At 35.0% G+C, this 25,019-nt stretch carries 17 protein-coding genes; 4 read left to right on the forward strand and 13 right to left on the reverse strand.

Annotation, left to right across the window (positions count from 1 at the left end):
• Positions 1 to 6: 6 nt before the first annotated feature.
• From ABJ974_RS09060 to ABJ974_RS09090, 7 genes are all read right to left on the reverse strand, one after another.
• Positions 7 to 6,840 (reverse strand): hypothetical protein, encoded by a 6,834-nt coding sequence (locus ABJ974_RS09060; protein WP_419867923.1) that lies wholly within the window; start codon positions 6,838 to 6,840, stop codon positions 7 to 9.
• 142 nt (positions 6,841 to 6,982) lie between these two features.
• Entirely contained in the window at positions 6,983 to 7,495 is a 513-nt protein-coding gene (locus tag ABJ974_RS09065) for a hypothetical protein (RefSeq protein ID WP_419867924.1), read from the reverse strand.
• 10 nt (positions 7,496 to 7,505) lie between these two features.
• Entirely contained in the window at positions 7,506 to 11,195 is a 3,690-nt protein-coding gene (locus tag ABJ974_RS09070; RefSeq protein ID WP_419867925.1) for a hypothetical protein, read from the reverse strand.
• Positions 11,192 to 13,408: a hypothetical protein gene (locus ABJ974_RS09075; RefSeq protein WP_419867926.1), complete on the reverse strand. Its 2,217-nt coding sequence runs from the start codon at positions 13,406 to 13,408 to the stop codon at positions 11,192 to 11,194. Before ABJ974_RS09075 ends, ABJ974_RS09070 begins: the two co-directional genes overlap by 4 nt.
• A 163-nt stretch (positions 13,409 to 13,571) precedes the next feature.
• Positions 13,572 to 14,078: a M15 family metallopeptidase gene (locus tag ABJ974_RS09080; RefSeq protein ID WP_419867927.1), complete on the reverse strand. Its 507-nt coding sequence runs from the start codon at positions 14,076 to 14,078 to the stop codon at positions 13,572 to 13,574.
• A gap of 223 nt (positions 14,079 to 14,301) precedes the next feature.
• Positions 14,302 to 14,619, reverse strand: coding sequence for a helix-turn-helix domain-containing protein (locus ABJ974_RS09085; protein WP_419867928.1), 318 nt, complete (start codon positions 14,617 to 14,619; stop codon positions 14,302 to 14,304).
• A complete protein-coding gene (locus tag ABJ974_RS09090; protein ID WP_419867929.1) occupies positions 14,619 to 15,047 on the reverse strand; it encodes a transposase in 429 nt (142 codons plus the stop codon). The genes ABJ974_RS09085 and ABJ974_RS09090 overlap by 1 nt, the downstream gene beginning before the upstream one ends.
• Before the next feature lie 1,197 nt (positions 15,048 to 16,244).
• Here ABJ974_RS09090 and ABJ974_RS09095 point away from each other — a divergent pair.
• Entirely contained in the window at positions 16,245 to 16,961 is a 717-nt protein-coding gene (locus ABJ974_RS09095; RefSeq protein WP_419867930.1) for a helix-turn-helix domain-containing protein, read from the forward strand.
• 84 nt (positions 16,962 to 17,045) lie between these two features.
• Here ABJ974_RS09095 and ABJ974_RS09100 read toward each other — a convergent pair whose 3' ends face one another.
• Together ABJ974_RS09100 and ABJ974_RS09105 are read right to left on the reverse strand one after the other, a co-directional pair.
• Positions 17,046 to 17,345: a DUF3861 domain-containing protein gene (locus ABJ974_RS09100; protein WP_419867931.1), complete on the reverse strand. Its 300-nt coding sequence runs from the start codon at positions 17,343 to 17,345 to the stop codon at positions 17,046 to 17,048.
• 5 nt (positions 17,346 to 17,350) lie between these two features.
• Positions 17,351 to 17,890 (reverse strand): GlcG/HbpS family heme-binding protein, encoded by a 540-nt coding sequence (locus ABJ974_RS09105; RefSeq protein WP_419867932.1) that lies wholly within the window; start codon positions 17,888 to 17,890, stop codon positions 17,351 to 17,353.
• 89 nt (positions 17,891 to 17,979) lie between these two features.
• On the opposite strand from ABJ974_RS09105, the gene ABJ974_RS09110 reads away from it, so the two are divergent.
• A complete protein-coding gene (locus ABJ974_RS09110; protein WP_419867933.1) occupies positions 17,980 to 18,819 on the forward strand; it encodes an AraC family transcriptional regulator in 840 nt (279 codons plus the stop codon).
• Between the two features lie 28 nt (positions 18,820 to 18,847).
• On the opposite strand, the gene ABJ974_RS09115 is transcribed toward ABJ974_RS09110, so the two are convergent.
• Positions 18,848 to 19,762 (reverse strand): helix-turn-helix domain-containing protein, encoded by a 915-nt coding sequence (locus ABJ974_RS09115; RefSeq protein ID WP_419867934.1) that lies wholly within the window; start codon positions 19,760 to 19,762, stop codon positions 18,848 to 18,850.
• A 510-nt stretch (positions 19,763 to 20,272) separates the two neighbouring features.
• On the opposite strand from ABJ974_RS09115, the gene ABJ974_RS09120 reads away from it, so the two are divergent.
• On the forward strand, positions 20,273 to 21,535 hold the full coding sequence (locus tag ABJ974_RS09120) for an MFS transporter (protein WP_419867935.1): 1,263 nt from the start codon (positions 20,273 to 20,275) through the stop codon (positions 21,533 to 21,535).
• A gap of 14 nt (positions 21,536 to 21,549) precedes the next feature.
• Complete coding sequence (locus ABJ974_RS09125; protein WP_419867936.1) at positions 21,550 to 22,272, forward strand: MBL fold metallo-hydrolase; 723 nt, start codon at positions 21,550 to 21,552, stop codon at positions 22,270 to 22,272.
• A gap of 83 nt (positions 22,273 to 22,355) precedes the next feature.
• On the opposite strand, the gene ABJ974_RS09130 is transcribed toward ABJ974_RS09125, so the two are convergent.
• The 3 genes from ABJ974_RS09130 to pcaF form a co-directional block, all read right to left on the reverse strand.
• Entirely contained in the window at positions 22,356 to 23,141 is a 786-nt protein-coding gene (locus tag ABJ974_RS09130) for a Rossmann-fold NAD(P)-binding domain-containing protein (RefSeq protein WP_419867937.1), read from the reverse strand.
• Positions 23,142 to 23,181: 40 nt separating this feature from the next.
• A complete protein-coding gene (locus ABJ974_RS09135) occupies positions 23,182 to 23,730 on the reverse strand; it encodes a TetR/AcrR family transcriptional regulator (RefSeq protein WP_419867938.1) in 549 nt (182 codons plus the stop codon).
• 78 nt (positions 23,731 to 23,808) lie between these two features.
• Entirely contained in the window at positions 23,809 to 25,017 is a 1,209-nt protein-coding gene (gene pcaF, locus ABJ974_RS09140; protein WP_419867939.1) for a 3-oxoadipyl-CoA thiolase, read from the reverse strand.
• Between the last annotated feature and the right edge of the window lie 2 nt (positions 25,018 to 25,019).

Here is a 25,019-nt window from a genome sequence, read left to right on the forward strand (position 1 = left end):
AAGTAATTAATTATTGATTTGTATTTCATTTGCAATTACGGTAGATCGTACTATGTAAGAATTACCATCCCATACTTTATATTGGAATTTGAAATCAAGCTTTTCACCTTTCATTTTCTTGGTGGTATGCATGATCAGTACCTGGGAATAATCTTTGGAGTAAAGAGTATGGAAATCAAGATGATTATTTTCTCCAGAGGTATTTATTTCCAGACATTCTTTTATTTCAGCTAACGGAATTTTAGGGTCATTAAAAGGTTCGGGATTTCTCACCAGGACAGCAACTACCTCATCATTATTTTTAATCTTTATAAACTCAGTATGATTAGGCGGATCTAATGGTCTGTGTCCTAATATTCCTTCAAATACTCTATCAAACACTTCAGAATATTTTTCTACTAAACTTTTCAGATGAGCATTTTCCGAACCTCCCGAAATTAATGTATAAATATCATCTACCTGCTGAGAGGAAAGACTTAAATCAATCTGATATATTGCATTTTTTTCCTCAATCAATAGATCCTTGTCATCATATTCTTTCAGCTTATAACTTTCCACTTGCTCTTTGAAACTGGAATATCTGGATGTTTTAAAGACAAACTCATGAATTTTCTGGTTCTCTTCGTAGTCTATCAAATTGCTACTATCAAGCTGTGGATCATACGCTCCATCCTCATTTTCATCAAAAGCGTTATACACGATCACAGTATATAATTTTTCAGGATTAAGATTAGTAAGAACTACAGAATAACTGTTGGACTTTGGTACTACCGGATCTCCCAGATTAATTTCACAAAAGACAGCATCATTATGTTGGTTCACATGATTGATATAATTGATCATCTGCTGAATGCCTAACGGAAGGTTAGGATCATTATCCGCTATCCAAGTTTCATTGCCAGTAGGAACTGTTTCATGCTCTGTCCAGTCTGCCGGTAACGGATATGGAATAATAACATCTGTAACAGGATCTTTAATAGCAATATTGATATTTCCCTTTAGCTTCTTCAATTGCTGAACATCTTCCCATGTTTTCAACATATTATAGATGTAAGGCTTGGTAAAGAAAAACCTTATTTCACATTCTTCATGTCCGTAGAACAGCGGTTTTGCTATCAATAAGTCTCCATCTGCATTGGGATATGACTTCTTCATATCTATGTAAGACTTTAATGAAGTGATAGGATATTCTTCAGCGATGGCATCATCTGCTATATAATCAGGATTTCTTTTATCAAAATGCCCTATTGGTCCTGCTGTTTTAAATCCTATATAATAGTCAAAAATATGAGGAGTATCTCCATTTACTTCATCTTTAAGTTTTACATGAAGACAGTATATACTATTAGGTCTCCAGACCGGCTGAATAACTTTTGCCATTGCTTCCTGCATCAGTTGCATATCTTCTTCTACAGCTGCCTGCCCAGGAATAGTCTGCTGATATTCATAATCAGCCGATGTTACCCATGCTGCCTGATGAAAAAGGGTGAAGCAGCTGGTTATATAATCATTGTTTCCGCTACAACCGCAATTTCCTAATCCGTACATAACTGCAAATATTACTTCGGCCTGATGTAAAGCTCCATATAAATCAGCATTATCTGTTCCCGGATAACTTTCCAGGTAATCAAGCTCATCTTTAATATGGCTATCTCCCTGAAGCAGGCCATACTGAGGATATTCTTTATCAAAATTATAGATATCCCTTATCAGGGTAAGAAAACATCCCCAGTTATCATTTAAAAGATCTTCTGCCGTGTAGGATATACATGTATTAAGATTATAGGTGATTTCATTCAGAAAGTTACATAATACATAGTCTTTAATGCATGGTTCCTTATTGGCATCACAGCCACAATCAGGAGTATATTTAATACCAACAGGCTTTTTATTGATTTTACTTACCTTTATTATTACTGCTTTATTAGTCCTATCCTTTGGCGTATCACTGGAATAGCAAACCTTAACACTATCAGTAGAATCAGAGATTTTTGTAATTAAAGTATTATGTAAAACAAACTGATTATCAGGATCCTCAGGTAAATACAGAAATATCACTGAATGAATGCTGAAATCTATATATGGAGCTGCTTCACCTGTAATCCTTTTGTAATCTCTTTCATATTCCAGCCTGCTATTTACAACCTTTGAATTGGCAAAATCTACTGTTTCTGAATTGTTATAATGATTTTCAGTATGTAAAACCTCAAAATCCAATTCGCCACATTGAGAGGTTATACAGCCATTTTCTTTTAATCTGCTTAATTGGGTAAGAAGGCTATCATAAGTAACCTGATCTGCCGGAGAAAGCGCCAGGGTGGTGACTTCACCGCTGTTATTCAGGATAGCATCTGCCCATAACTGTTCGATCTGAGCATTAATGGAATTTATCTGAGACTGGTTTATATTATTCGGAATAATTTCTATTTTACTGACATATTTATCGGAAAAATCAATTGATAGATATTCTACTTTATCGGAAAGCTCAGCTTTTGTTTTAACAATCTCCGTAATCAATTCATAATTCTGGTAAATAGAAGAAGAGAAAACTTCTGTATAGAACTTAATTGTTACATAAGTTGCTGTAGTGGATAATGATAATCCCAGTTTTGCAGAAGGTTCCGGCAAGAGTATTACGAGTGTATTACCATTATTCACTTTAAGGGAGCGTGCAAAACCATGTGGATTGGAAGCGTTGGAAACTATCATATAATCATTATCGGTTACAGCTCCCAGTATACTATAATAGGCTCCGTTAATGTATTCACTGGGATACATTGCAGGCTGATGGTATATCGTTCCCACAGCTTCATTCAATACATTGGAAAAATGCCATGTCATTTCCTGACGGGTACAGAATAAGGAAGATGCTGTAATTCCATATTGTTCCGGAATAAACCATCCCGGCTGTCCCGCATCTAAAAATGTAAAGGGTGTGGATGCTAAAATTCTGATCGCTTCATATTTCTCATTTGTTTTCTGCCAGAAACCTATTTTAAATTTATCTATATTAGGAATCTGATCAGCTTCCTCCTGTGTAAGTACGGCACGGTAAGGATTATAGTCCTGCCAGTTTTGTTTTTCTTTATCTGCAATTTTAATTTCGATATCTTCAATGGAATACACATGCTTTACCTGCCGGATCACATGTCCTCCCGGCTGATTTTTCTCCGGTGGAATTAAATCCATATAGCCACTGGCTCCACTGGTATGTCCTCCTATTTTCTCATCGGCTGAAGAAGTCGGTATCAGTCCTTTTTCTATCTTGATATCAATATAGGTATCTAATGGAACAACAATATTTTTGCTTTCTACCTCAGCTATAGTCGGCATTTGGTTCACCTGTATGGCATCTTTCAGTGAGAATTCTTCATTAGTGAGCATATTGACTCCCTTTACCGCATTATCCAGTCTTTCTTCTTTCGGATAATCTATACTTGGATCATCAGATACATAAGTTATCGGGGCTACAGGGGTAGTATCCACCTGTTTTGATTTTTCAAATTTTATACTCAGATTGATTTTCAGCTTTATTTTAACAAATAATACTTTTACTTTAAGCTCAAATTTAAATTCTGCCAGAATCAGGAACGGAACTACTAATTCCACCCTGAAATAAATAGAAACAAATAAGGAAACCTTAACAATAAACAGATTGATCTCAGCACCACCTGCCACATAGATATATCCGCCTACCTGAGGTCTTTCAAAGCTTACATGTCCTCCCACTTCTATCGCTGCAAACACTTTCAGGATGATCAGGTTAAGGGTAAAGTCTACCTTGGCCCCCGTTTCTATGCCTTTGGCTGAAATCATAAGGTAGGCCTGAGCCTTGAAGCCTATGGTATCTTTGAATAGTTTTGCTGTAATGGGTTTTTCTTTCGTTCCGAAATTAACATACCACGGTTTCTGATTTTTGAAAAAGAATCCCATCTGAATCTCAGCCTTAATATCAATGAAGGATCCATTGTTCTTATTAAGCTGAAACTCTCCACCGGCTCCTAATTCCAGGGAGTTATCTCCTATGATTACAAAAGCATAGAAAGGTGGCATTCTGGCATCATCTTCCGTAAGCCCTAAACGTTCACTCAGGATGGTGAGTCCGGCATCAATGGCAAACATACTTGGTACAGACAGTAAAACCATAGCCCGTAACGAAGCCAGACGGCCGTCCAGAGTTGCTAGGGAAGCCCCTGCTCCTAAGGAGAAAGGAAAGCTATAATCTTTGGTGAACTGGGGACCTACAAATTTATCCATATTGATTCCCCTTTTCGGTGCCACGTAATAATCGTACCAGGTATCATTCTCCATTCCCAATGCTCTCTTATCGGCGATATACCGGTACCCCAATAATCCTCTGAATCCAAAGATTCCAAAGGAACCTAACGGAATCACGAAAGGAAGCTCTACATTAGCATCCAGGAAAAAGCCGGGATATTTAGGATCGAAAGCCATATCTACAGATCCTGAAATATTCAGTTGCGGAAGCTGGAGTGAAACCTTCCCTTTATATTCGGAAGAAACTCCCGGTTCAGGAATGGTCAATGAGCCTTTAATAATAGCTATCGCCGAACTGGCACTGGCTGTTCCCGGAATTACCAGATCAACTTCCAGAGTGGATATATGAAAATAAGAGTCTCTATATCCTCTAACTATTTCATCATAATTGGGATCATCCTTACTAATCCCATTTTGAGCAGCAATTTCGTCTTCATCATTGGTATAATAGAATTTTACACCACTACCTCTTACATCAAGCCCGAGAGGATTTACATTGATTCCTCCATCAAATCCGATGTAGTTGTAGCTGCGGATCACTCCTTTATAATTTCTTTGGATTGTCCCCATATGAATAGCGGATACACCCATGGAAATAGGCCCTATATTTAAAGTAAGATTAGTCGGTATAATAGAATTTCCTCCTGCCAGCTCAAATTTACCATTGGCATAATAGCGGATCGCCGGCAGATCAATTCCTTCTTTTCCAAGAAGTTTCTCTCCGAAAGAATCTTCAGGGAAAGTTATTTTAGTATCCGCTTCGATATAGAAATTGTCATCTTTTTTGCCTATTTCTATATTTTGCAGATAGAAAGTAAGGATATTAAACAGGTTCATGGGCAAACCAAAAGGCAGAAAAGCTGCGGAAAGCTTAAAGTTTTCCCTAGTCTCCCATTCCCCCTTTATATCAATTAACAAATCTTCTCCGTCATATGCCTTAAATTTTCTGATTTTCAGGGCTGCCCTTAAAGAAGAGTGAACAACTTGCCCCTGATAAAAATCAATATCAAAATGGTTAAATCCTATGGCCCATGCCTTTTCAGGGTCTTTTCCAAGATCAAACCACAAAAACTGATTTTCATCAAAAACAAGACCGGATAAAAAGGTATTGTATTCTTTCTCATCTTTAAATTCCCTGTAATCTCCGGCAATGGTAGTTAAGCCCAGCGGGTATTCAAATTTTAACTGAGAAGGTGAACCTAAACTGTTAATAAAAGCTACCAGTCCGGCATGATCATTTACAGTTGTAAAAGTGGTGTCGGAAAGAGATTTTACATTCACCGGATAGTCCAATCCGAAATAGTCCTGAAAATAACTGGTTACTACGGTTATATTATTTTCCACTTTGGTTTTATAAGTGGCCCGTATGGCAATATTTCCGGAAAGTCCTCCTGTTCCTATCAAAAGATGGTTAGCTGAGATTCCTAAAGTTTGTCCGTCATTTTTCTTAAACCACTTTTTGGGAAGGAATATTTCGGTATATTCCATATAAACTCCCATAAACTCCTTAGGTCTTCCATCTGCATCAGCTTCTGCTATGTTTTCTTTTTTGCTGAGATCTATTTTGAGATTGTGAATATCTATGACAAAACCCGTATTGCCTATCTGTGCCGGATGATTGGTACTCAGCACTACATCCATATTATATCCGAATCCCCTTTCCGTATCGGCATAAAATAAAGCTTCAGCAAAACTGAGAGATACTTTTGGATTTCCATTTCCATCATCCGGAATAGGTTCCAATGCATTATTGGGATCGTTATAAGGGTAGACCGGAGTTAAGATATGTCTTGGAAACTCTACTGCTGCGGATAATAATAAAGTAGCCTTAAATTTAGGTATGATGACTTCTTTGATAAATTCATCGATATCCTGGGGAACCAGGGAGCGGAAATAGGTTTTTACCTTTGTTGCTGTATCCTGCAAATCATTTGTTAGCAGATAAACTCCGAAAGCCACCAATGAAGCATATTTTCCTCCTGTTTTAGCAAAAATATCTTTAACAACATCTGTAACCGTTGTAGCATTAGTAGGAATGGTTAAACCTAAGTTTTCATTGGTATTGACATCCTGTACGAATTGTACCAAAGGAGTAATATTCTGACCTGTAGGCTCTACAAAAGTATTAACAAAATGAGCAATAGCCTGTTCCTCAGTAACATTAAGAACCCGAAGCGCCAGTTCAAAAATCTGCTGAGGATCAAAAGAAAAGTTCCCCAAACTGAAAAAGCGCAGGTACGCCAATATCTTCCATTGATATTCTATTGTAATAGGGAAAGCTGAAATATTGGAATCATTACCCTGAATATCCGGATTAAGTACCAAAAAGATCTCCGTTCCCGGAATTTCTATATCAATTCTTTTAGATACTATAGATAAGCTATAAAATGCCGAATCTCCTTTGGGGCTTTTACTGTATTGTAAATCCTTAAAGTATATTTTGTCGAGGAGATTAATGACCCCATCTCTGATAAAGCCCAGTATTTCCGGAATATCGTTTTCCGTCACAACGGACGAAAGACGCGGATAATATCTGTAGGCTACCGGTGTTTGATTTGACATAGAAATATATTTTGTGTAGATGATTAATTTTATATATTCTTTTTCCTAATTCCTTATGATATGATCTTCTTTCACATCGCTTCATTTATTATTTCTTATTTAACTCAAGGTCTTGATACAATAAGTAGTATTTTTTAATTTATTATTCTATATATATTTCATATTTCATATTTCTTTCTTTTACTCTTTGAAAAAAAGCACATAATGATGTTGCACATATCACTAAATTTGGTGTATATCCACTAAACCCTTCAAAAAGCTCCGAGTTTCCAATTCCAAAATATCCTAAAAAAGGAGGTCCATCATAATAAAGGTTAATAAAATTTTCTATTCCCCCATAAACTTGACTTATTAAATCTATTTCTTGAGTACTTAAATTAGGAATAATTTGGTTGGTTAAAAAATAAATCAACTCTTGCATATTTTCTGGTCCATAATGAGAAATAGGATTATCAGAAGTATAAGCTTCGCTAGGAATGTCATTTTCATATCGATAAGTAGACTCAGTTAATAATGCATTCATTAATTTTAAACTCATTGGCCGGTTTATAGTAGAACAATAATATACTAAAACACATATTGATCCAAAATCTAAATCCACTTCTTTAGACCAATCTATATCGCCTATTACCTTTAAAGAAATTATTCTCGACATTTTTATTTTTTTAATAGTTTTTTAATAATGATTGATAAGCACTCTCTGCAATATCTGTGGTAGTAATATTAAGGTTAGAGGTATTAATTTTTATAAAATTTTCATTAGTATATTCATTCTCCGACTTTATTCTATTTTTAAACTGTGAAGGTAACTCTTTAAATGGATTACCACTACGTAAATCACTCCCTATAATATATGCATTTGAGACAGATTGAAATTCTTTTCCTTTTAACTTCAAAACACCCATTATATATTGGGACAATTCAGGTCCTGTGTCAGGTAAATTAAACCATAAATTACATAACTTATTTTTATCTTTGCCAAAACTAAACCCTCTATTTAACTTTATACTTCCAATATATTCTACTTGATTTGAGAAATTATTTATGATAAGAAAGTCAAGCTCTTGGATCACTATTGTATTTATTTGAGCTCCACTATTTATAAAAAAACCTATATCTGTGCCTAATAACACTTCTGTATTTGAGTTTAAATACTTTTGCTTTATATAGGACTGTGCAATAGTTTCAAAAACTTTCCCATTTTGCCATCCATCACCCTTTTCCAAAAACTTTATTACTTTAGGCCTATTTTGAGGATTAGTAATCCAAGATTCTGTATTATTTTTTTGTCTTTTAAAAATTGTACCGTATGCCTCATCTAAATATTTTTTAACCTGTTGAACCCCATTATAATCCAAATCATGTTTCAACCAAAAATGTATATTATCTTTCAGTAGTTTTCTTCCTACAGTGCTTTTCCCAACATACTCTTTCATTTTTGCGGGACTTCTTTTAAATCCATCAAAAAGTCTTTGCTCTATTCCCCCAAATTCTTTAATAATATCTAACTTATCAGTTATATTCAAAGAATTAAATTCATTGGCTGTATTTGGGTCAAAACGATATTCTTCCCAATAATTTACACGCTGAAAATCATTTTTAAATTCATCTACTTGAGTTATTGTTGCTCCTTGAAAGTCATCAAAAAAAGTCCATCTTCTTTGAGTTGTTTTAGAAGATAATGTTTGTCTCACTTTATAAGCCTTATAATAATCAATAATCTGATCAGTTTTTATATTATTCTTTATTATATTCTCTAAACTTCTATCTGTAATATTTTCAGCATATAATTTTTCCCAATTATTAATAACATCTGTATTATTTATTTGTAGCAAAAGCTCATCTGATGAATTTTTAAAATCGTTAAAAAAAGCGATTCTTTTCCCCTCTGACCAAGTATCAAATTTTGAAGTAATTTGCTGATGAGGAGCTAATCTATCTTGACGAAAATTATTAATCTGTGCTACTTCGACTCCTACTAACCGATTAACCGATTCTATTATCTCAGATGGTAAAGTATCAAAATAAGTTGCTGTTTTCACAACTTTTGCCTGATTAATCGCAAAGCTTCTTAAAGTTAAAGAAGCACCTGCCCCTAAAAGTGTAAGATAAAAAAACATTTTGTGTAATGCTTCATACTGAGTAGTATCTTCTCCCGCATCAGCCTTAGCCTTCATATAATCATAATATCTGGTACAAGTAGAACTCAGTAATGTAAAGACTTCTGCTCCTGCGCCTAACCCTTCCAAAATAAGAACTACATAGGCACCTCCTTGCCCCGTTCTAAAAGCTTTTCCTACGGTAGTAATATATTTTAAATAACCGAAGCTTCTGATAACTCCTGTTCCTCCTGTTATAAAAAATAAACCTACGTCAAAAGTGACTCCTAAAACAAAATTAAGAGCTGCATCCATTTCTTTCATTACTTCATAATCCTGGCTATAATACCATAAGAAAGCAGGAATATAAGGTACCTCAGGAAAATTTCCTTCCAAATCTACATCTACTTTTAACCCATGTATGCTTAAAGGCTGATAAAGATGAAAAGTTAATTCTTTTGGAAAGCCAACAATAGGGGGAGACGCTTCCTCACCATCAGAATTTTTATAAAAAGTATTATATGCTATTGAAGAGTTTATAAGAATACCCTTTAAAAGAGGCTTGGTATATGATCTTACAATAGATTTTACTACTTTAACACCTTCCGGGTTAGAATATGATACCCCATCTCCTGTCCAAACCGTTCCATAATCAATTGTAAACTCTCCAATCTTCGTATCTAAGGCATCTTTGTAATAATCTAATCCCTGTCCGGCAGTTAAGAAGAAAGATTGTAAATTGATATTATTTTCCAGATTCACGTCATCAGGAAAGTAATACATATTATATTTAGATCTTTTCCAAAGTCTATATAATAAGTACATATAATTTGTGCGATAGTCTCTGGTACGCAAAAAGAAACCAACAATAGGCGCAATCCTCATCACTCTGCCCACACTAAATTTCTTTTCCAGAATTTCAAAGTTGGCAATATTATCATTCCCAATCTGTAAAAGAAATTCTAAAAATTGTCCACCCTCTGCCGGAACTGAGTAAAATGATGATATTATTCTTATACATTGATCTTCTTCTTCCTGAGAAAATGTTGAAGGACCCTTTATAAAATCTTTGATAAGATCAAGTCTTAAATTATAGGGAAGCAATGACAAAGCGGAAGGCGGAAGTATTTTTTTTAAGATTTTTATCCTTTCATCACTTCTCCATTTTTGTAATTCCTCTCCCTGTAAGGGAACCGAGTAAGAATTATAATATCCTAAATAGTAAGGTGAAGGATAATTATAAGAATAACTGGAAAGAGGCGGATTACTGGGAAATAACCCTGATTCATCTTTTTCTCTTAAATTATGATAGAAATTGTCTAAAGCGAGACTATAATTGGTAAAACTTTCATGATACCCTTCATAAAAATAGTCATCTTCCGGAATAGGAACCAATTCTCTTGCATTATCTACCCCCACAAAACCCCAATCCCTTAATAAATAACCTATTACCCTATCTATTTCTAAAAACAGATATTGTTGCCCGTTTTGTTGGTCAATTGTCCCATTTTTTACAGCTGTTTCTATATCATTAATCGGACTTATTGCAAGAATATCCAACACTTCTCTTCTTATCCAATATATAGCAAAACAGATATTTATCATCTTCATATATAATACTCTTTTAGAGCCTCTAGAAAGAGTATATGATGTTCTTATCTTATTAAAGTTCTTCTCAAAAAAATTCCCCTCTTCAATCGTTAATCTTGATTTTAATTCTACATCTCTAATATTGTAATCAGGACTTTGTAAATCATTATTTATTGATGAAGGATATGTTTCATAATCGGAATAATCAACACTACTACCAAACTTCATTTTGAAAGATTGTTTTAAATAGGTATAGTATGTACTAAGATTATCATCAAAAATAACTCTCTCAATATGAAATATATCTCCCTCTGCTGCTATTGCTAAGTGATTATCAAACCAGATATTGTTTCTTTCATTGGCTACACTTATTTCATAATAAGTTTTTACCGGATCATTCTTTAATTTTATAAAATAAGATTTCTTTAAATATCCTACCGGACCATTTTCCCGATGTTTAGGAAGATAATAATGAGATTTGTCTACATATATATAAGTATTGTCTAAACTTGTTACAGCGCCATCATTTATTGTAAACTCTATAAGCTGGCCTTCTGCATCAAATCTTTCATTTATTATAGAATATGTTGCACTCTGTGGAGCTAAACTATCAGCGCCACTTCCTTTAATTACCTGTCCTTTCGGTGTTAAAAATGCTATACTCATATTTGTGGTAATTTCATATATATTGATGAGGATGTAGAAAGGTCACTATATAAAGGAACCCATTTTGCATATTCATCCGAAGTGAATATTATATTATCTAAAGTAGATACAAATACTTCATCTGTAGGAGAAACAACGATTAATTTTCCTTCTTGATCTTCTCCTATTAATGATAATGAATAGCGTCTATATTTCTTTTCCTCAGGAGAAGTATAATATACGGCTTCATTTTCGAGAGTATTTCTGAAATAAAACTTAGGATTATTGAATTGATGCTGGTTTATTAATGCAATAAATTTTAAATTCTCTTCATTAGTAATCCCCAGTATTTTCTTACTAGAAATTGAGCCATCCTCCAGATTTAAAATTAAACTAGTCACTGTTTTTCCTTCTATATTTGTATAAGAGACAGGTTGCAAATAATATGGCTTTTCAGGATGATAGAAGTTATTCACCTTGTCATCATAAGTAATTGTTCCATTATTACTATTATCCTGAAATGTAGATCTATTTTCAAAAAAGACACCTATATTCTGTCTAATATTATTTAATAATGTTTCATACGTTATCCTTTTAAGGCTTTCTCCATTATCTTTTACTATATAATCTTCAGTTTTTTTAGTGGTGACTGTAGTAATGTCTTTACTCCCTTCTGAATTATCAAAATCAATTAACAATAGATTTTGATCTATAACATAATGTAATTCATTAAGGTTTTTAGGCTGAATATGTGGAACAACATTAATTAATCCAAAAATATCATCAACATCTTTTAAGTATAATGTCTGAGGTGGATCTAATGAGGGAATAACATTGGTAATTCCAAGAGTTTTCCCCTCATAAATCAGCTGTACAAAAGAACTTATATAATTATTCCCTGAATTTTTTGTAAAATCAAAAGTAATAGATTTAGTAAATTGAGCATTAATGTTATTATTCTCATCGGCTTCCTGTAACAGGTTACTTCCTCTGATAAAATAATCCTCATTCGCTGTTTCTACATTAAGTATTCCCTGCTTTACATATAAAGCCGCAGCATCATTATTATCTGTCACCAGTTGTATTGTAACAGAAGGAATATTAACTAATTCCAATAAAGGCCAGTTTTCTTCGAATTTTTTTTCTTCCAGGCTATTGGGATCGATTCCTATTTTGATATTATTGGAATTACCTTCATCTATTATATAATTCTTATAGAAATTATAGGATCTTTGCCTGTTGCTCTGGATATAAAGATAAGATGTTTTCGCAGTATAAAAATTCTGGATCAATCCAAATATTTCATCATTAGTCTGCAAAGGAGCAGTCTGATCATTAACATATAATTTCCCTTTTCCATGGGTATGTAAACCATAAAAAGCGGCGATATCTATAAACCAGGTAGCTGTTTCTTTAATAAGCTTTTTTTCATAATCCGTTGTTCCGGCATCCGGATTCAAAATATGTTCTGCAAGACGGGCATATTTTAAATTGAGCTTAAAAGGATTAGGGTCATTTTCAATAGTATAATCTCCTTCACTCAACACCACATCTATCCCTATTTGACCATTAACACTGCCTAATTCTATTCCGCGAGGGATCATAGGAAGTTCATATGCTCTTTTCGCAGGCTCCGTAACAGTTCCATTGTTATTAACCGTTTCAGAAATTTTGAAAAAATAGTCATCAATGAGATCTGTTTCTTTTTGCTCTTCTCCCGCTACAGTACTCGGAAAACCAATATGCTGAGCTGTAAATACAGGTTCCGGTTTCCCCAACATTTGATAAAGATCGTGATAATCTTTTCTTATATAATCAACAAAATTGGTGATATTCGTTGCTCCAGATGCCGGATTAATAGTCCCACTGTTGTCAAAAAAATCACTTTTATTTAGTCCCCTGTAAATAAAATATTTAATAGCCAGTCCTTTAATAGGCTGACTAAAAGGCTTTAATATAAGATTGATCTTATTATTATCTGCAGTACAAGGCTGTACCAGAATTTGTCCATTACATATAGTATAGACCTTACCTGTATAAGATGATATGATGGAAGTCGTTCTGAAAAGTTCATTGTCAGCTCCCGAAATACCAAATTTATTTGCCTGAGACTGGGAAAAATTTTTATTCCTTTCCAGAAAGAAAAAAGATTCTGGCCGGAGATCAGGTCGGATATTAAGTCCATTTTCATCTGGAGAAGTAGGTAGTGTTCCCACTAGAGAATTTTGTGACATAAAATATTGTGTTTTTTGGAGATAGTAAATGTATAATAAAAAAATAAAGTAAAATATTACTATTAAGTTAATTTTTAGTTAAAAATATTAACTTAATAGTATAGTATTGAAAATCAATACTTTAAAGTAATAAAAACTCACCAAAATGAGATATTAACCTTCCCTATCCGGTGAAAACAACATATCCCTCCTTATCTTTTGGAAGCTTGGCCAGATTTCTCCAGGTAGAATTCACCTCACGGCCATTGATGTAAATAAATCTCCTCTCGAAGTGCGGCAGATCTTTAAATGTCTTCCAGTTTCCACCCCATTCCCAGCCGTGTTTGGCAAACAGCTTTACACATTCATACCAGTCGGCGATCTGGTCATTATCCCAGTCTTTGGCTGTATCCCAACTTGCTACTTTGCCATCAATAATAAGGCATATATCTACTGCCAGCCCATAATTATGAATACTCTGTCCTGACTTGGCATTGGTTACTTTTTTACCGGGCTTGGTTCTTCCCTGGGCATACAGGCTATCCTGCTCCTTAAAAGTTCTGAGCCCTTGGGTTATTCTTACTTTAGCTCTTCCTGTTAACGATTCGTCACATTCTTTAATGATGGTGATTACTTCCTCTCTTACCAGAGGATGGAGCTTTTTAATTCTTTCAGTTGTTGGTTTATCCATGGTAATAATTTTAAAGGATCAGTAAAAATTATCTTAATAGATTGAATATTTTATTACATACCAGCCATTTGCGTAGGTAAAGTACAAAATATAATTATATCTATCACTAACCAATGAAAAAAACTGATTAAAAAATTTTAATCACCGAAAAGAAGAGTAATTCCAAGTGTGGAAATATTTTCAATAAAAAAAACGGTCTTAAAAAGACCGTCTTTATAATAAATTAAACCGCAAAATTCTTCTTCCATTTCGCCACCGTATTACGGCTTAACTTAAAATGTATCGCCAATTGGCTATTATTTAGATTGTGTTTTTTCTGGTAATCCAATATTTCAAAAATAGTTTTCACATCATAGGAACGGTGCCTCTGATTCCCGGACAATGTTTCATTATTCCCGAATATTTTCTGATTAAGTTTAATGACATCTAAAAAGCTGAGCTTATTTTTCAATAATAATGTTTTACATGTCGTTAGTTTTTCCGGATACTTCTTATTAATGATATCCGTGTAAATTTTTTTGTAATTAGGCTGCTTCATCATTATTTATATTTTTCTATCCATTTATATAAGGTTGTTTTCGGAATATTGTATTCCTCAATAACCTGAAACTTTGTTTTTTCTCCTTTATGAATCAGTTCAAGAATAAAATCTATCACTTCTTTTGTATAAATATTTTTACGGAACTGTGGAAGCCCGGATTTCTTTTTCTCCGTTACCTGCATATTAGTGGTACTTCCCTGTGGTGAATATAAAATCAAATGCTGGGTATAAATTCTAAAAAAATCATATTCCAGGATCTTACTCCATTTCAAAAGAATCTCCGTATCCAAGCTTTTAGCTTTGTACATATCCAATACATCCTGCTCCGAACATTTGAAGAAGTTACATATGCGGGACATATCTATCCCACATTCTGCAACTCTTTCGTTGATTAAGGTTCCTATATGAAGGTCTTTAAACAAGCTCATCTTTTGTATATTTAATCAATTAATTCCTATTTTGTTATAAATTCCCATTCTCTATATAAGTACTTTCACTTTAAAAAGTTACATTGCGGAATATTTTACTATTCCGCACGTGTAACGCTATGGCTAATGCCTCATTTATATAGATTGTGTTTTTTAAATTGTTCAATTAGTTGTATATTTCCAGTTCTTAAAAACAACCCTAATTAATTTGAAAACTCAGAAAGCCTTGCATCTACTCGTTCTGATTTCCTTCATGCAAAGTTAGGCATACATTTAAATCATTTAATAGCGATATAAATGAAAAACCTGAAAATGACTTATACTTTTAATGTATACTGATTTACAATAATTTAAACAAGTCAATTTTTAAATTTGTTTTAAGTAGTTTTTCACTTCAGTATCATTGAAGTAATAAAAATTCGAAATATATTTCACGAAAACATACGCGAAAGTGGAAATGAGGGAGCAATTTTAACTAAAGTTGGAGCCTAAAAATTATTTTACTATTATAAATACCATTTTCAATTTTATACCTACATTTTCTCAATAATACTTTGTTATTTAGTCAAAACTCATAATAAGACATTAATTGGTATTTTTATAGTGAGCTTACATGGAAAAAAATATAAAACCTTCTCTACTCTATCTTTCTTTTAGATGCTTAAATAATAATTTGTTTCACAGAAGTTTTTTATCTTTGTGCCAAAATAAGTTATTGCTGAATAAAGGCGCAACTCTTTAAATAAGACCTTTTAATTATGAAATTTTACATCAATTTCACTTAGACAAACTACTGGCGGCTACCGTTATTATCTACCTCTAGATTAAGTATATAGTATCAGCATTTGATTAGCAAGGGATATAACTTAAATGAAACATACAACCTGAAAAACGACAAATAATATTAATAATTTATAACTTCCCTCACACTACATGAGCAATTTAATATTAAGAAAACAGCAAATAATAAACATTAAACAGGAACTGATTGAAAGATATATTTATCTGATGTTTATCATATTATTGGTGTATGCTTGCATATTCTTTTTCTTTATAAGAGATTCTTTTTTAGTATATTATTTGGCGGGGGGCGCGATTTTTCTTATTTACAGCTGGTTTATTGTCCGAAATAAATATTCCGTTGAGAAAATAGTCAGCGCTTATTTTATCATTGCTCCTATTTATAATATTTACTTGATGCTGCAGTTCTGGAGTATATCTGTGGCCAGTTTGGTGTGGCTGGTCCCCTTACCTCTTGGAGCCTATATATTTCTCTCAAAAAGAGAAGTTTACATTTACAGTGCTTACGCTATTTTAATTATTTTTACTGTTATTACAATTGCCAGCCTATGTGATTTTGAATTTGTAAAGCATACCAATGAACAGATAAGAGTCACAGATACATTTTTAATCATATCCAATTTTCTGATAGTTACCCTGCTGGTATATTATAAAGATAAAATCCGGCGACTGGAAATCATCTCTGAAATAGAAGAAAAAGAGAAGATAGTCCTACCTGTCACTCTGGATGAAAAGGATGCCCAATATGCAGCTTCTCTGTTCGAGAGAATAGAAAATGTAATTGAGCAGGACGAGCTTTTCAAAAATCCTAAACTTAACATTTCTACCTTAAGCACTATTCTTGAGGTAAATAACAACTATATCTCAAAAGCAATCAGATATAAAGGCTATCCTAACTTCAACAGTTATATCAATTCACACAGAATTGCATATGTTAAAAAACTAATCGCAGAAAGCGACCTGGACCGGGTTACTTTAATGTATATTTATACGGAGGCAGGTTTTTTAAATCAATCCACGTTCAACCGCACTTTTAAACAAATCGAAGAAATCACTCCTTCCGAATATATTCAGAAAATGAAAAATAAGGCAAGAGCTTCTGTTTTATCCTAAACATGAAGTTTACACCTACAAATAAAGCTTTGGAATATTTCCAGAGCTTTATTTTTGATGAGAATATTTCTACGGTCTATAAGTTTATTTTATACTGCTCTTCATTTTTTTCATAAAGTTTCCAAAGGCCGGCAGCAGTTCTTCAAATAACGGGTTGTTACGGTTCTTCATCATCACATCGCTGAACAGTTTAAGACCGACTGCAAATTCAACGGACTGGGAAGGGTTATCAAAAAAATCTCTTTTTTTCATCATTTCAATAATTGAAAAAATAGGATCATGATTTTTAAATTCAAATTCTACCGGTTTTTCATCTACCGGTAAACCATTATTATCTTTAAGATATTCCAGCGTCAACTTATATTGATATGCTTTCTTTTCCATATGATTTATTTAGTTTTAATTTCTGCCCAATATTCAGCGAGTTCAACAGCCATTGCATTATCATTCTCTCCTGAAGAACCGCTCACTCCTACTGCCCCTATCATTTCATTATTGATGATTATAGGAACCCCGCCCTGCAAAGGAAGGATTCCCGGAGTTGTAGCCATGGCAGGCTGTCCATTATTTATAAAGTTCTCAAACAATTGGGAGGGTGCCTTTAAAAATGCAGCTGTTCTTGCTTTCTGAATAGCCACATCAATGGTAACCAGTGAAGCATTATCCATTCTTATAAATGCCAGCAAAGCTCCGGAGCGGTCACTTACCGCCAGACTTATATTCAAATTTTTAGCCTGGGCTATTTCCAGCCCCTTGTTCAGTAATTCCCGGGCTGCTGCCAGGCTTATTTCGGGAACTCTGTTTATGATCCTGTTTTCCATTGTAGTACTTATTTTTATTTTATCAGATGACTGTGCTTTCATTCCTAGGGAAAGAAGACCCAATGAGCCTAATAAAAGCCGGGTAGATAATCGGTTCGGTTTCAACATATTTCACCATTTATCTTACAAAATTCAGTCATAAACCATTCATATTTTTTGTATATTTACACTAAACATTGGTATTTTCACACAGAGTTATGATCAATAATACTCACCAGCATCATCCTTTTCATATTTATTGCATCCATACCGAAAGTCAGGCCTTTCCTAAGATCGACAGAATTTACAATCAATTCATTTATATCCGGTCAGGGCCAGGAAAATACAGAAAAGGTGATATATATACCGAATTTGGAAATGGTGATTTATTCTTTATACGGTCCAATGAAAAATATTCTTTCGAGTGGAGTGAGGATAGTGAAGTTTATCTGATCTGCTTTACACAGGAAGCTAGGCTCACTTTAAAAGAAATAGTGGAACATTCTGACGGAAGAGCTGTTGCGTTGGCAAAAGCCCAATCTCCTGTGCAGCCTAAAATTCATTTTGAGGGAGCCGATGAACAGATTGTATTATCTATATTCCAGCTATTGGTACAGCTGTATCAGTCTCCATCCATTAATGAAAATATTTGCTATTACCAGGTACTCTGCCTTGTAGCCATTATTGAAAGGAATGTTTATTTCTCACAGCAACAAAACCGTGCTCCTGTTGTACGGAAAAACATATCCCTTATTCTTAATCATATCCATAAAAATTTAAGAAGTCCGGAATTGTTAACCCTGAAATATATTGCTGCCAAATTCAATATGAGCACCAATACGCTGATGCGTTATTTCCGAAAAGAAATGAAAGAGTCTGTAAAACAGTATATTTACATCCTCCGTATGGAACTGATAGGAAAGCTCGTCAGGCAAAGCGACCGGTCTTTTTCTGAAATCAGCTATGAATTCGGATTTGTAGATGAAAGCCATTTTTATAAAAGCTTCAAAAGATTTTACGGAAAGGGCCCCGGCGACTTCAGAGAGACTCCTGCTTAGCACAGCTTATTTTTCAAAGTCAAAATTACTATTTGTATCTCTTACGGTATTCCCGTGGAGATTTGTGTTCCATCCGGTGAAAAAACTTGGTAAAAAAAGCGGGAGAGCTGAAGCTCAGTCTATCGGAAATATCAGAGATGGGAAGTGCCGTACTCTCCAGCAACCTTTTAGCTTCAATAACATTCAGATAGTCAATATATTGTCTTGCTGTCTTACCGGTTATCAGCTTTACGGTTTCGGAGAGATGTTTAGAGGTCACAAACAGCTTATCGGCATAGAAGGAAAGCTGTCTTTCCACCAAATGGTTTGTCTGGGCCAATTGTATGAACTTTGCTACCAAATCCTCTCTTATCACATATCGGTTAGTTAATTTCTCCCTATATCTCAGAGAAACATAATTAAGTTCAATTAAATATTCTATAAAGCAGATCCTTAAAAGTTCAAAACCGAAATTATCAGAATAGATATGGTCCATTTTTTCGAGCATCCTGGCAAAGAGAAAATCCATTTTTTCATCTTCTCCCTTTTCAAGGCTCCATAGGCGGTGGACTTTGTAAGAGAAGAAATGAATAAGAATAGAGTTCTTTTTTCCTAATTTTATTTCGTTCAGGTAATCAATAGTAAAAACAACACTTTCCACAACAGATCCTGCATCCAGTGAAATCAATTGTCTTACACAATCCGGTCCGATTACCACAAGCTGCCCGGGAGAAATACGATAATCCTTAAAATTCAGCCGGATTACGGAGTTTCCTTTTCTGAGACGGAAAACAGTAAAATAGTCGGCCTGGAAACTGTTTCGGATAAATTCATTGTCTTCGGGAACATCTTCTTCAATATTGACTAATGTAAGGGCAAGCTTCCCTTCCAGGCTTTTCGACTGGTCCCTGGCATACATACGTACCAGATCGTCTAACTCTGCAATGCGTTTGTATCTTTTCAATATTAGTTTTTAAGCAGACGTAAGTTACAAAAAAATTCAAATTATTTCCCAAAAATCATGATATAAATCACCTTACGGAGTATTAATTTATTAAAAAATCATATAAATCCGTAAAATGGAAAAGTTTATCCGTAAATGATCTATTCTCCACCTCTATCAAAATACGGAATTTTACAACCAGGAAAGGATATTACTTATAATATTCCCCCCCCTATAAAAAGAAGAAAACATTCGAGAACAACCGTAGTATTTTTCTTCACCAAGTGAACTATTTGCGGATATTTTGTTCTTACTTTTTCTACATTTACTAGATGATTTGTTTATAGGGACAGACCAATTCAGTGGAATGACGTATATAATTGTATAGTTTAATTTGTGTGTAACGGCTTATATCAATCTTCCTCATTTTCTTCATTCCACTGCTGTCCTTATTAAAAAAATATCAATCGGTTTTACCGATAGATATTATCGAAATTAAACGTTTTACCAATTAAAAAATAATGGAGACCTTTGTATAGTGAAAAGCTCATCATTCTTGGAGCTGAATTACCTATTAAAATGGAAACCACAGGAAAAGCAGATCAGAAAAGTAAACGTTTCCGAAATATAAAATTGTGTATCTTTTTTTCGGGACTTTCCGTATTTGCACAGCTTTATTTATTTCAGCCATTGCTGCCGATGGTAGCCCAACATTTCCGGACCACCGTGGGAGACAGCTCGCTCCTTGTTTCTTCGGCAACCATAGGAATGGCGCTGGGGCTTTTCTTTTTTGCTTTTAAAGCAGATTCTTATTCAAGAAAAGGTCTTATGACATTCTCATTATTTGCCTCTGCCCTGCTTACTATTATTTCTGCCTGGGTTCCCAGCCTTACCTTACTTATCATTATCGGCATCATTAAAGGATTTGTCATTTCCGGAGTTTCTGCCGTTGCTTTGGCTTATCTGACGGAGGAAGTACATGCATCAGTAGTGGGATTGGCCATCAGCATGTACCTGAGTGGAAATACGATCGGCGGAATGAGCGGAAGAATCTTTGCCACTATACTGGCTGGTGAATGGGGATGGCAGAATGCTATTCTTATCATTGGTATTGAAAGTCTTATCCTGGGAATTGTATTTTGGAAATTATTTCCTCAGTCTCAGTTCTTCACTCCCCAGAAGATCGATTTCTCCCTGAAAATGAAGCAGATGAAAACCTTCATTACGGATCCTTATATGCTTCGCCTGTACGGTATTGCGGCCCTCCTGATGGGTACTTTTGTGAGCATCTACAATTATCTTACCTTTCGTCTGGAAGCGGCTCCGTTTTCACTCAACCATTTTTATATCGCCTTCATTTTTCTGATGTATACTTTCGGGGTTTTCGGAACGATGATTACCAGTAGATTATTGAAAAAATACGGGCAGAGAAGTATTCTGAAAGGATTCATCCTTTTTATGTTCGCCGGAATAGCCCTTTTGCTTTCGGAAAATATTTATATTGTTATTTTCGGACTCGGATTATTGACCTTATCATTCTTTGCCGCTCATACAATGGCCAGCCAGATGGTGGCCCTACATGCCAAAGAAGGAAAAAGTTCCGCAACTTCTATTTACTGGCTTTTCTATTATTTCGGATCCAGTATACTTGGAAGCGGTACAGGTTATCTGCTTCACGGAACATCGTGGAATATTTTCATCATGTTCCTGATCTTTGCCGTTATTCTTTCTTTTTTACTTACTTACAAAAAAAATACAGATCCCATTCATTCTTTTAAAAAGATTGATGATTAAAATTAAATTCCTTTATGAAAGTTATTCCCTTAAAAGACGGTGATTTTGCCGTTACCAAAAATAAAGAATTCACATTGCTTGAAAATGCCGGGGAGGACACCCAGCTTACTATGGCCATACAGCCTTTTCTCATCATTCTACAAGAGGAATATCTACTTTTGGACGCAGGTTTGGGATGGATGCAGGATGAAAAGCCTGTGATTATCCAAAACCTGGAGAAAGAAAATATATCTCCCGGGGACATAACTAAAATTTTACTTTCACATTTACATAAAGATCATATTAACGGCTTGGTAAGATCTGAAGGAGACAGCTATGAACTCAATTTCCCGAATGCGGAAGTTTATCTTCAAAAAAGGGAATACGAATATGTACAAAGTAAAAAAGAAAGTTCTTCTTTTGATTTTGAAATCCTGGAATTTATTATTCAAAATGCCCGTATTGTCTGGATGGATGAAGATCGGGGACAACTGAGTCCTGAAGTTTATTTTGAAGTAACGGGTGGTCACACTCCTTTTCACCAGGTATTCAGGATTAAAGAAGGTAAAGAAATATTTTTCTATGGAGCAGATAATTTACCTCAAAGTGTTTACCTGAAATATCATGTCGCCTATAAAACCGATTATGATGGTAAAAAAGCAATGGAACAACGGATTAAGTGGGAAGTCCAGGCTAAGGAAGAAGGCTGGAAGATCTTATTATATCACGATATGAAAGTCCCTATTTTAAAGATGTAACAGATGTATGTATTATCTTGTAATCACCAGTTCCCCATCAACCCATGAAAACCATGGATCTCACCAAACGGCTCCTTATTTCATTAAAAATATAAAGGATCTGGATATTGGAATACATAGGAAAGATCTTTTTCCAGCTTTTGCGGGGAAACCACCTTTCCTGATACTGCTTTATCAAATTCTTCAGTAAAAGTTTTTCCGGTCTGCTGTTCCAGAATCTGCCGTTTTGTAGGATGCACAGGTGATACTACATTAAACAGTCTGGAGAAGCTTTTTTCCCGGATCATTTTTTCTACCACACCACAGACATCTTTATAATGGATGTGGTTGACTTTTTTATCCAAAGGCGGAGCTATTGAATATTTGCTGAGAAACCTGTTATCTCCCATCAATCCTCCTAAACGCAGGATATTGATTTCCGGAAACTCTTTTTTCATCAGTTTCTCCACCAATAGTATATGCGGTTCCAAAAGATCTTCCTGAACATTTTCTTCTGTTATGAGGTCCTCTGTGTCCGGATAAATGCCTATTGAACTCATTAGGAACATTTGCCCTTCAAACCGATTTTGTTTTATACAGGTGATAAGGTTGGAAAATCTACTCATCAAAGACTCCCTATCCGTACGTTTAGAAAAAGGAATAGTAATGATAAGAACCTGGGGACGGGTCACTTGGGAAAAGTTAACGCTTGCTCCTTCTGGAAAAGAAAAATTTGCCAGAACAGGATTAAACCCTTCTTCTGCTAAATCATTCATTTTATGATCGGAGGTTGTAGTTACCACCAGCCTGTGATTTTGTCCTAAATGTCTGGCTAACCTAATTCCCAGCCAGCCACATCCTATAATTCCTATCGTCTTATTATTTACCATAAATAAATGGTCTGTTTTATATATAATGAGTTAATTAATTTTATTTTTCAGCGGACATAAGACCGTATTTCTTCTTAGTAAGATGAATAATCTCATCAATATGTCCGGTATCAAATTCATGGGCAGCAATATGCTTCCATAAGCCTTCAATAAATAAAAGCAGTATTTCCGCTTCCAGTACGGGCCTTTTATATCCCAGTTCAGCAAAGGCTTTTACCAGAAAATCATTACAGGGTTTCATAAAAAGCTTATGATGGGTTACTGCCATAGCATTAAGGGGCATTATTTTATACTGCATCTGCCAAAAATCCTTATTCGCTAAAACAAGAATTTTCGGCAGATCCAATAAATTTGATATGTAGTCTTTAGGAGTTTTATATTCTAGATAAGTAGATACAAGTTTTGTAGCTTCACGATAACCCGTTTTCATGATTTCTTCTATCAGGTTATCCTTACTTTTAAAATGTTTAAAAATAAGTGCCTCCGAAACATGAGCTTCTGTAGCAATGGATTTTGTAGATGCCGCCGTGGTACCGAATTCCGTAAAAATTTTAAGAGCAGCTTCAAGTATATCTTGCTTTTTACTCATTATTCGTTTTAATTACTTCTGTTATTAATTTTCAAAGGTTAAAGTTATATACATTTGATAAAAATCCTGTACTATTATTTATACTTTCTCAAGGATCACGGCATATCCCTGTCCTACTCCCACGCACATGGTGGCTAATGCATATCTCACATTCTTTTTGTGAAGTTCCAATGCAGCGGAATAGGTTATCCTTGTTCCGGACATTCCCAACGGGTGTCCTAATGCAATTGCTCCGCCATTCGGGTTAATTCGCGGATCATCATCTTTCAGCCCCAGCTCCCTGATACATGCTAAAGCCTGGGCTGCAAATGCTTCGTTAAATTCCATCACACCCATATCATCTAAACTAAGTCCTGCTTTTTTCAGGGCTTTCTGTGTGGCGGATACGGGTCCTATTCCCATAATTCTTGGCTCTACCCCTGTAACTGCAGAGGACACAATTCTTGCCAGCGGCTTTAATCCGTATTTCTGAACAGCTTCTCCCGATGCAACATATACAGCGGCAGCACCGTCATTTAATCCTGATGCATTTCCTGCTGTTACCGTTCCTTCTTTTTTAAAGGCAGGTTTTAGTTTTGCCAAACCTTCCAGCGTAGAATTAGGCCTTACGAATTCATCTTTATCAAAAATAAGAGGATCTCCTTTCCGTTGCGGAATGGTAACCGGAATAATTTCTTCCGCCAGCCTTCCGTTTTGGGTGGCCGCTGAAGCTTTCAACTGGGATTGCAGAGCAAATTTATCCTGATCCTCCCTGGAAATATGGTACATATCAACAAGGTTTTCCGCAGTCATTCCCATGGGGTCCGTTCCATACATTTCCTTCATTTTAGGGTTCACAAAACGCCATCCGAATGAAGAATCTTCCATTTTGGAATCAGTACCGAATCCTTTTGAGGGTTTTGAAATTACAAGAGGACTTCTCGTCATATGCTCCATTCCACCGGCAATGAAAATATCACCATCACCTGCTTTAATCGCCCTGTTCGCATGAATGATAGCTGACATCCCTGAAGAACAGAGCCTGTTAACCGTTTCTCCGGGAACCGTCACCGGTAATCCGGCTAATAATGCTGCCATTCGTGCTACATTTCTATTATCTTCTCCTGCCTGATTATGACATCCTAAAATGACATCATCTATAGCTTCTTTAGGAATAACCGGATTTCTTTTCACCAATTCTTCAATTACCAATGCAGCCAGATCATCTGCACGCACGGCATCTAAAGTTCCGCCAAAGCTTCCGATCGGCGTACGGATTCCGTCTATAATATATGCTTCTGTATTCATAG

It is taken from the genome of Chryseobacterium sp. CT-SW4 (genome assembly GCF_048572715.1).
GTDB lineage: Bacteria > Bacteroidota > Bacteroidia > Flavobacteriales > Weeksellaceae > Chryseobacterium.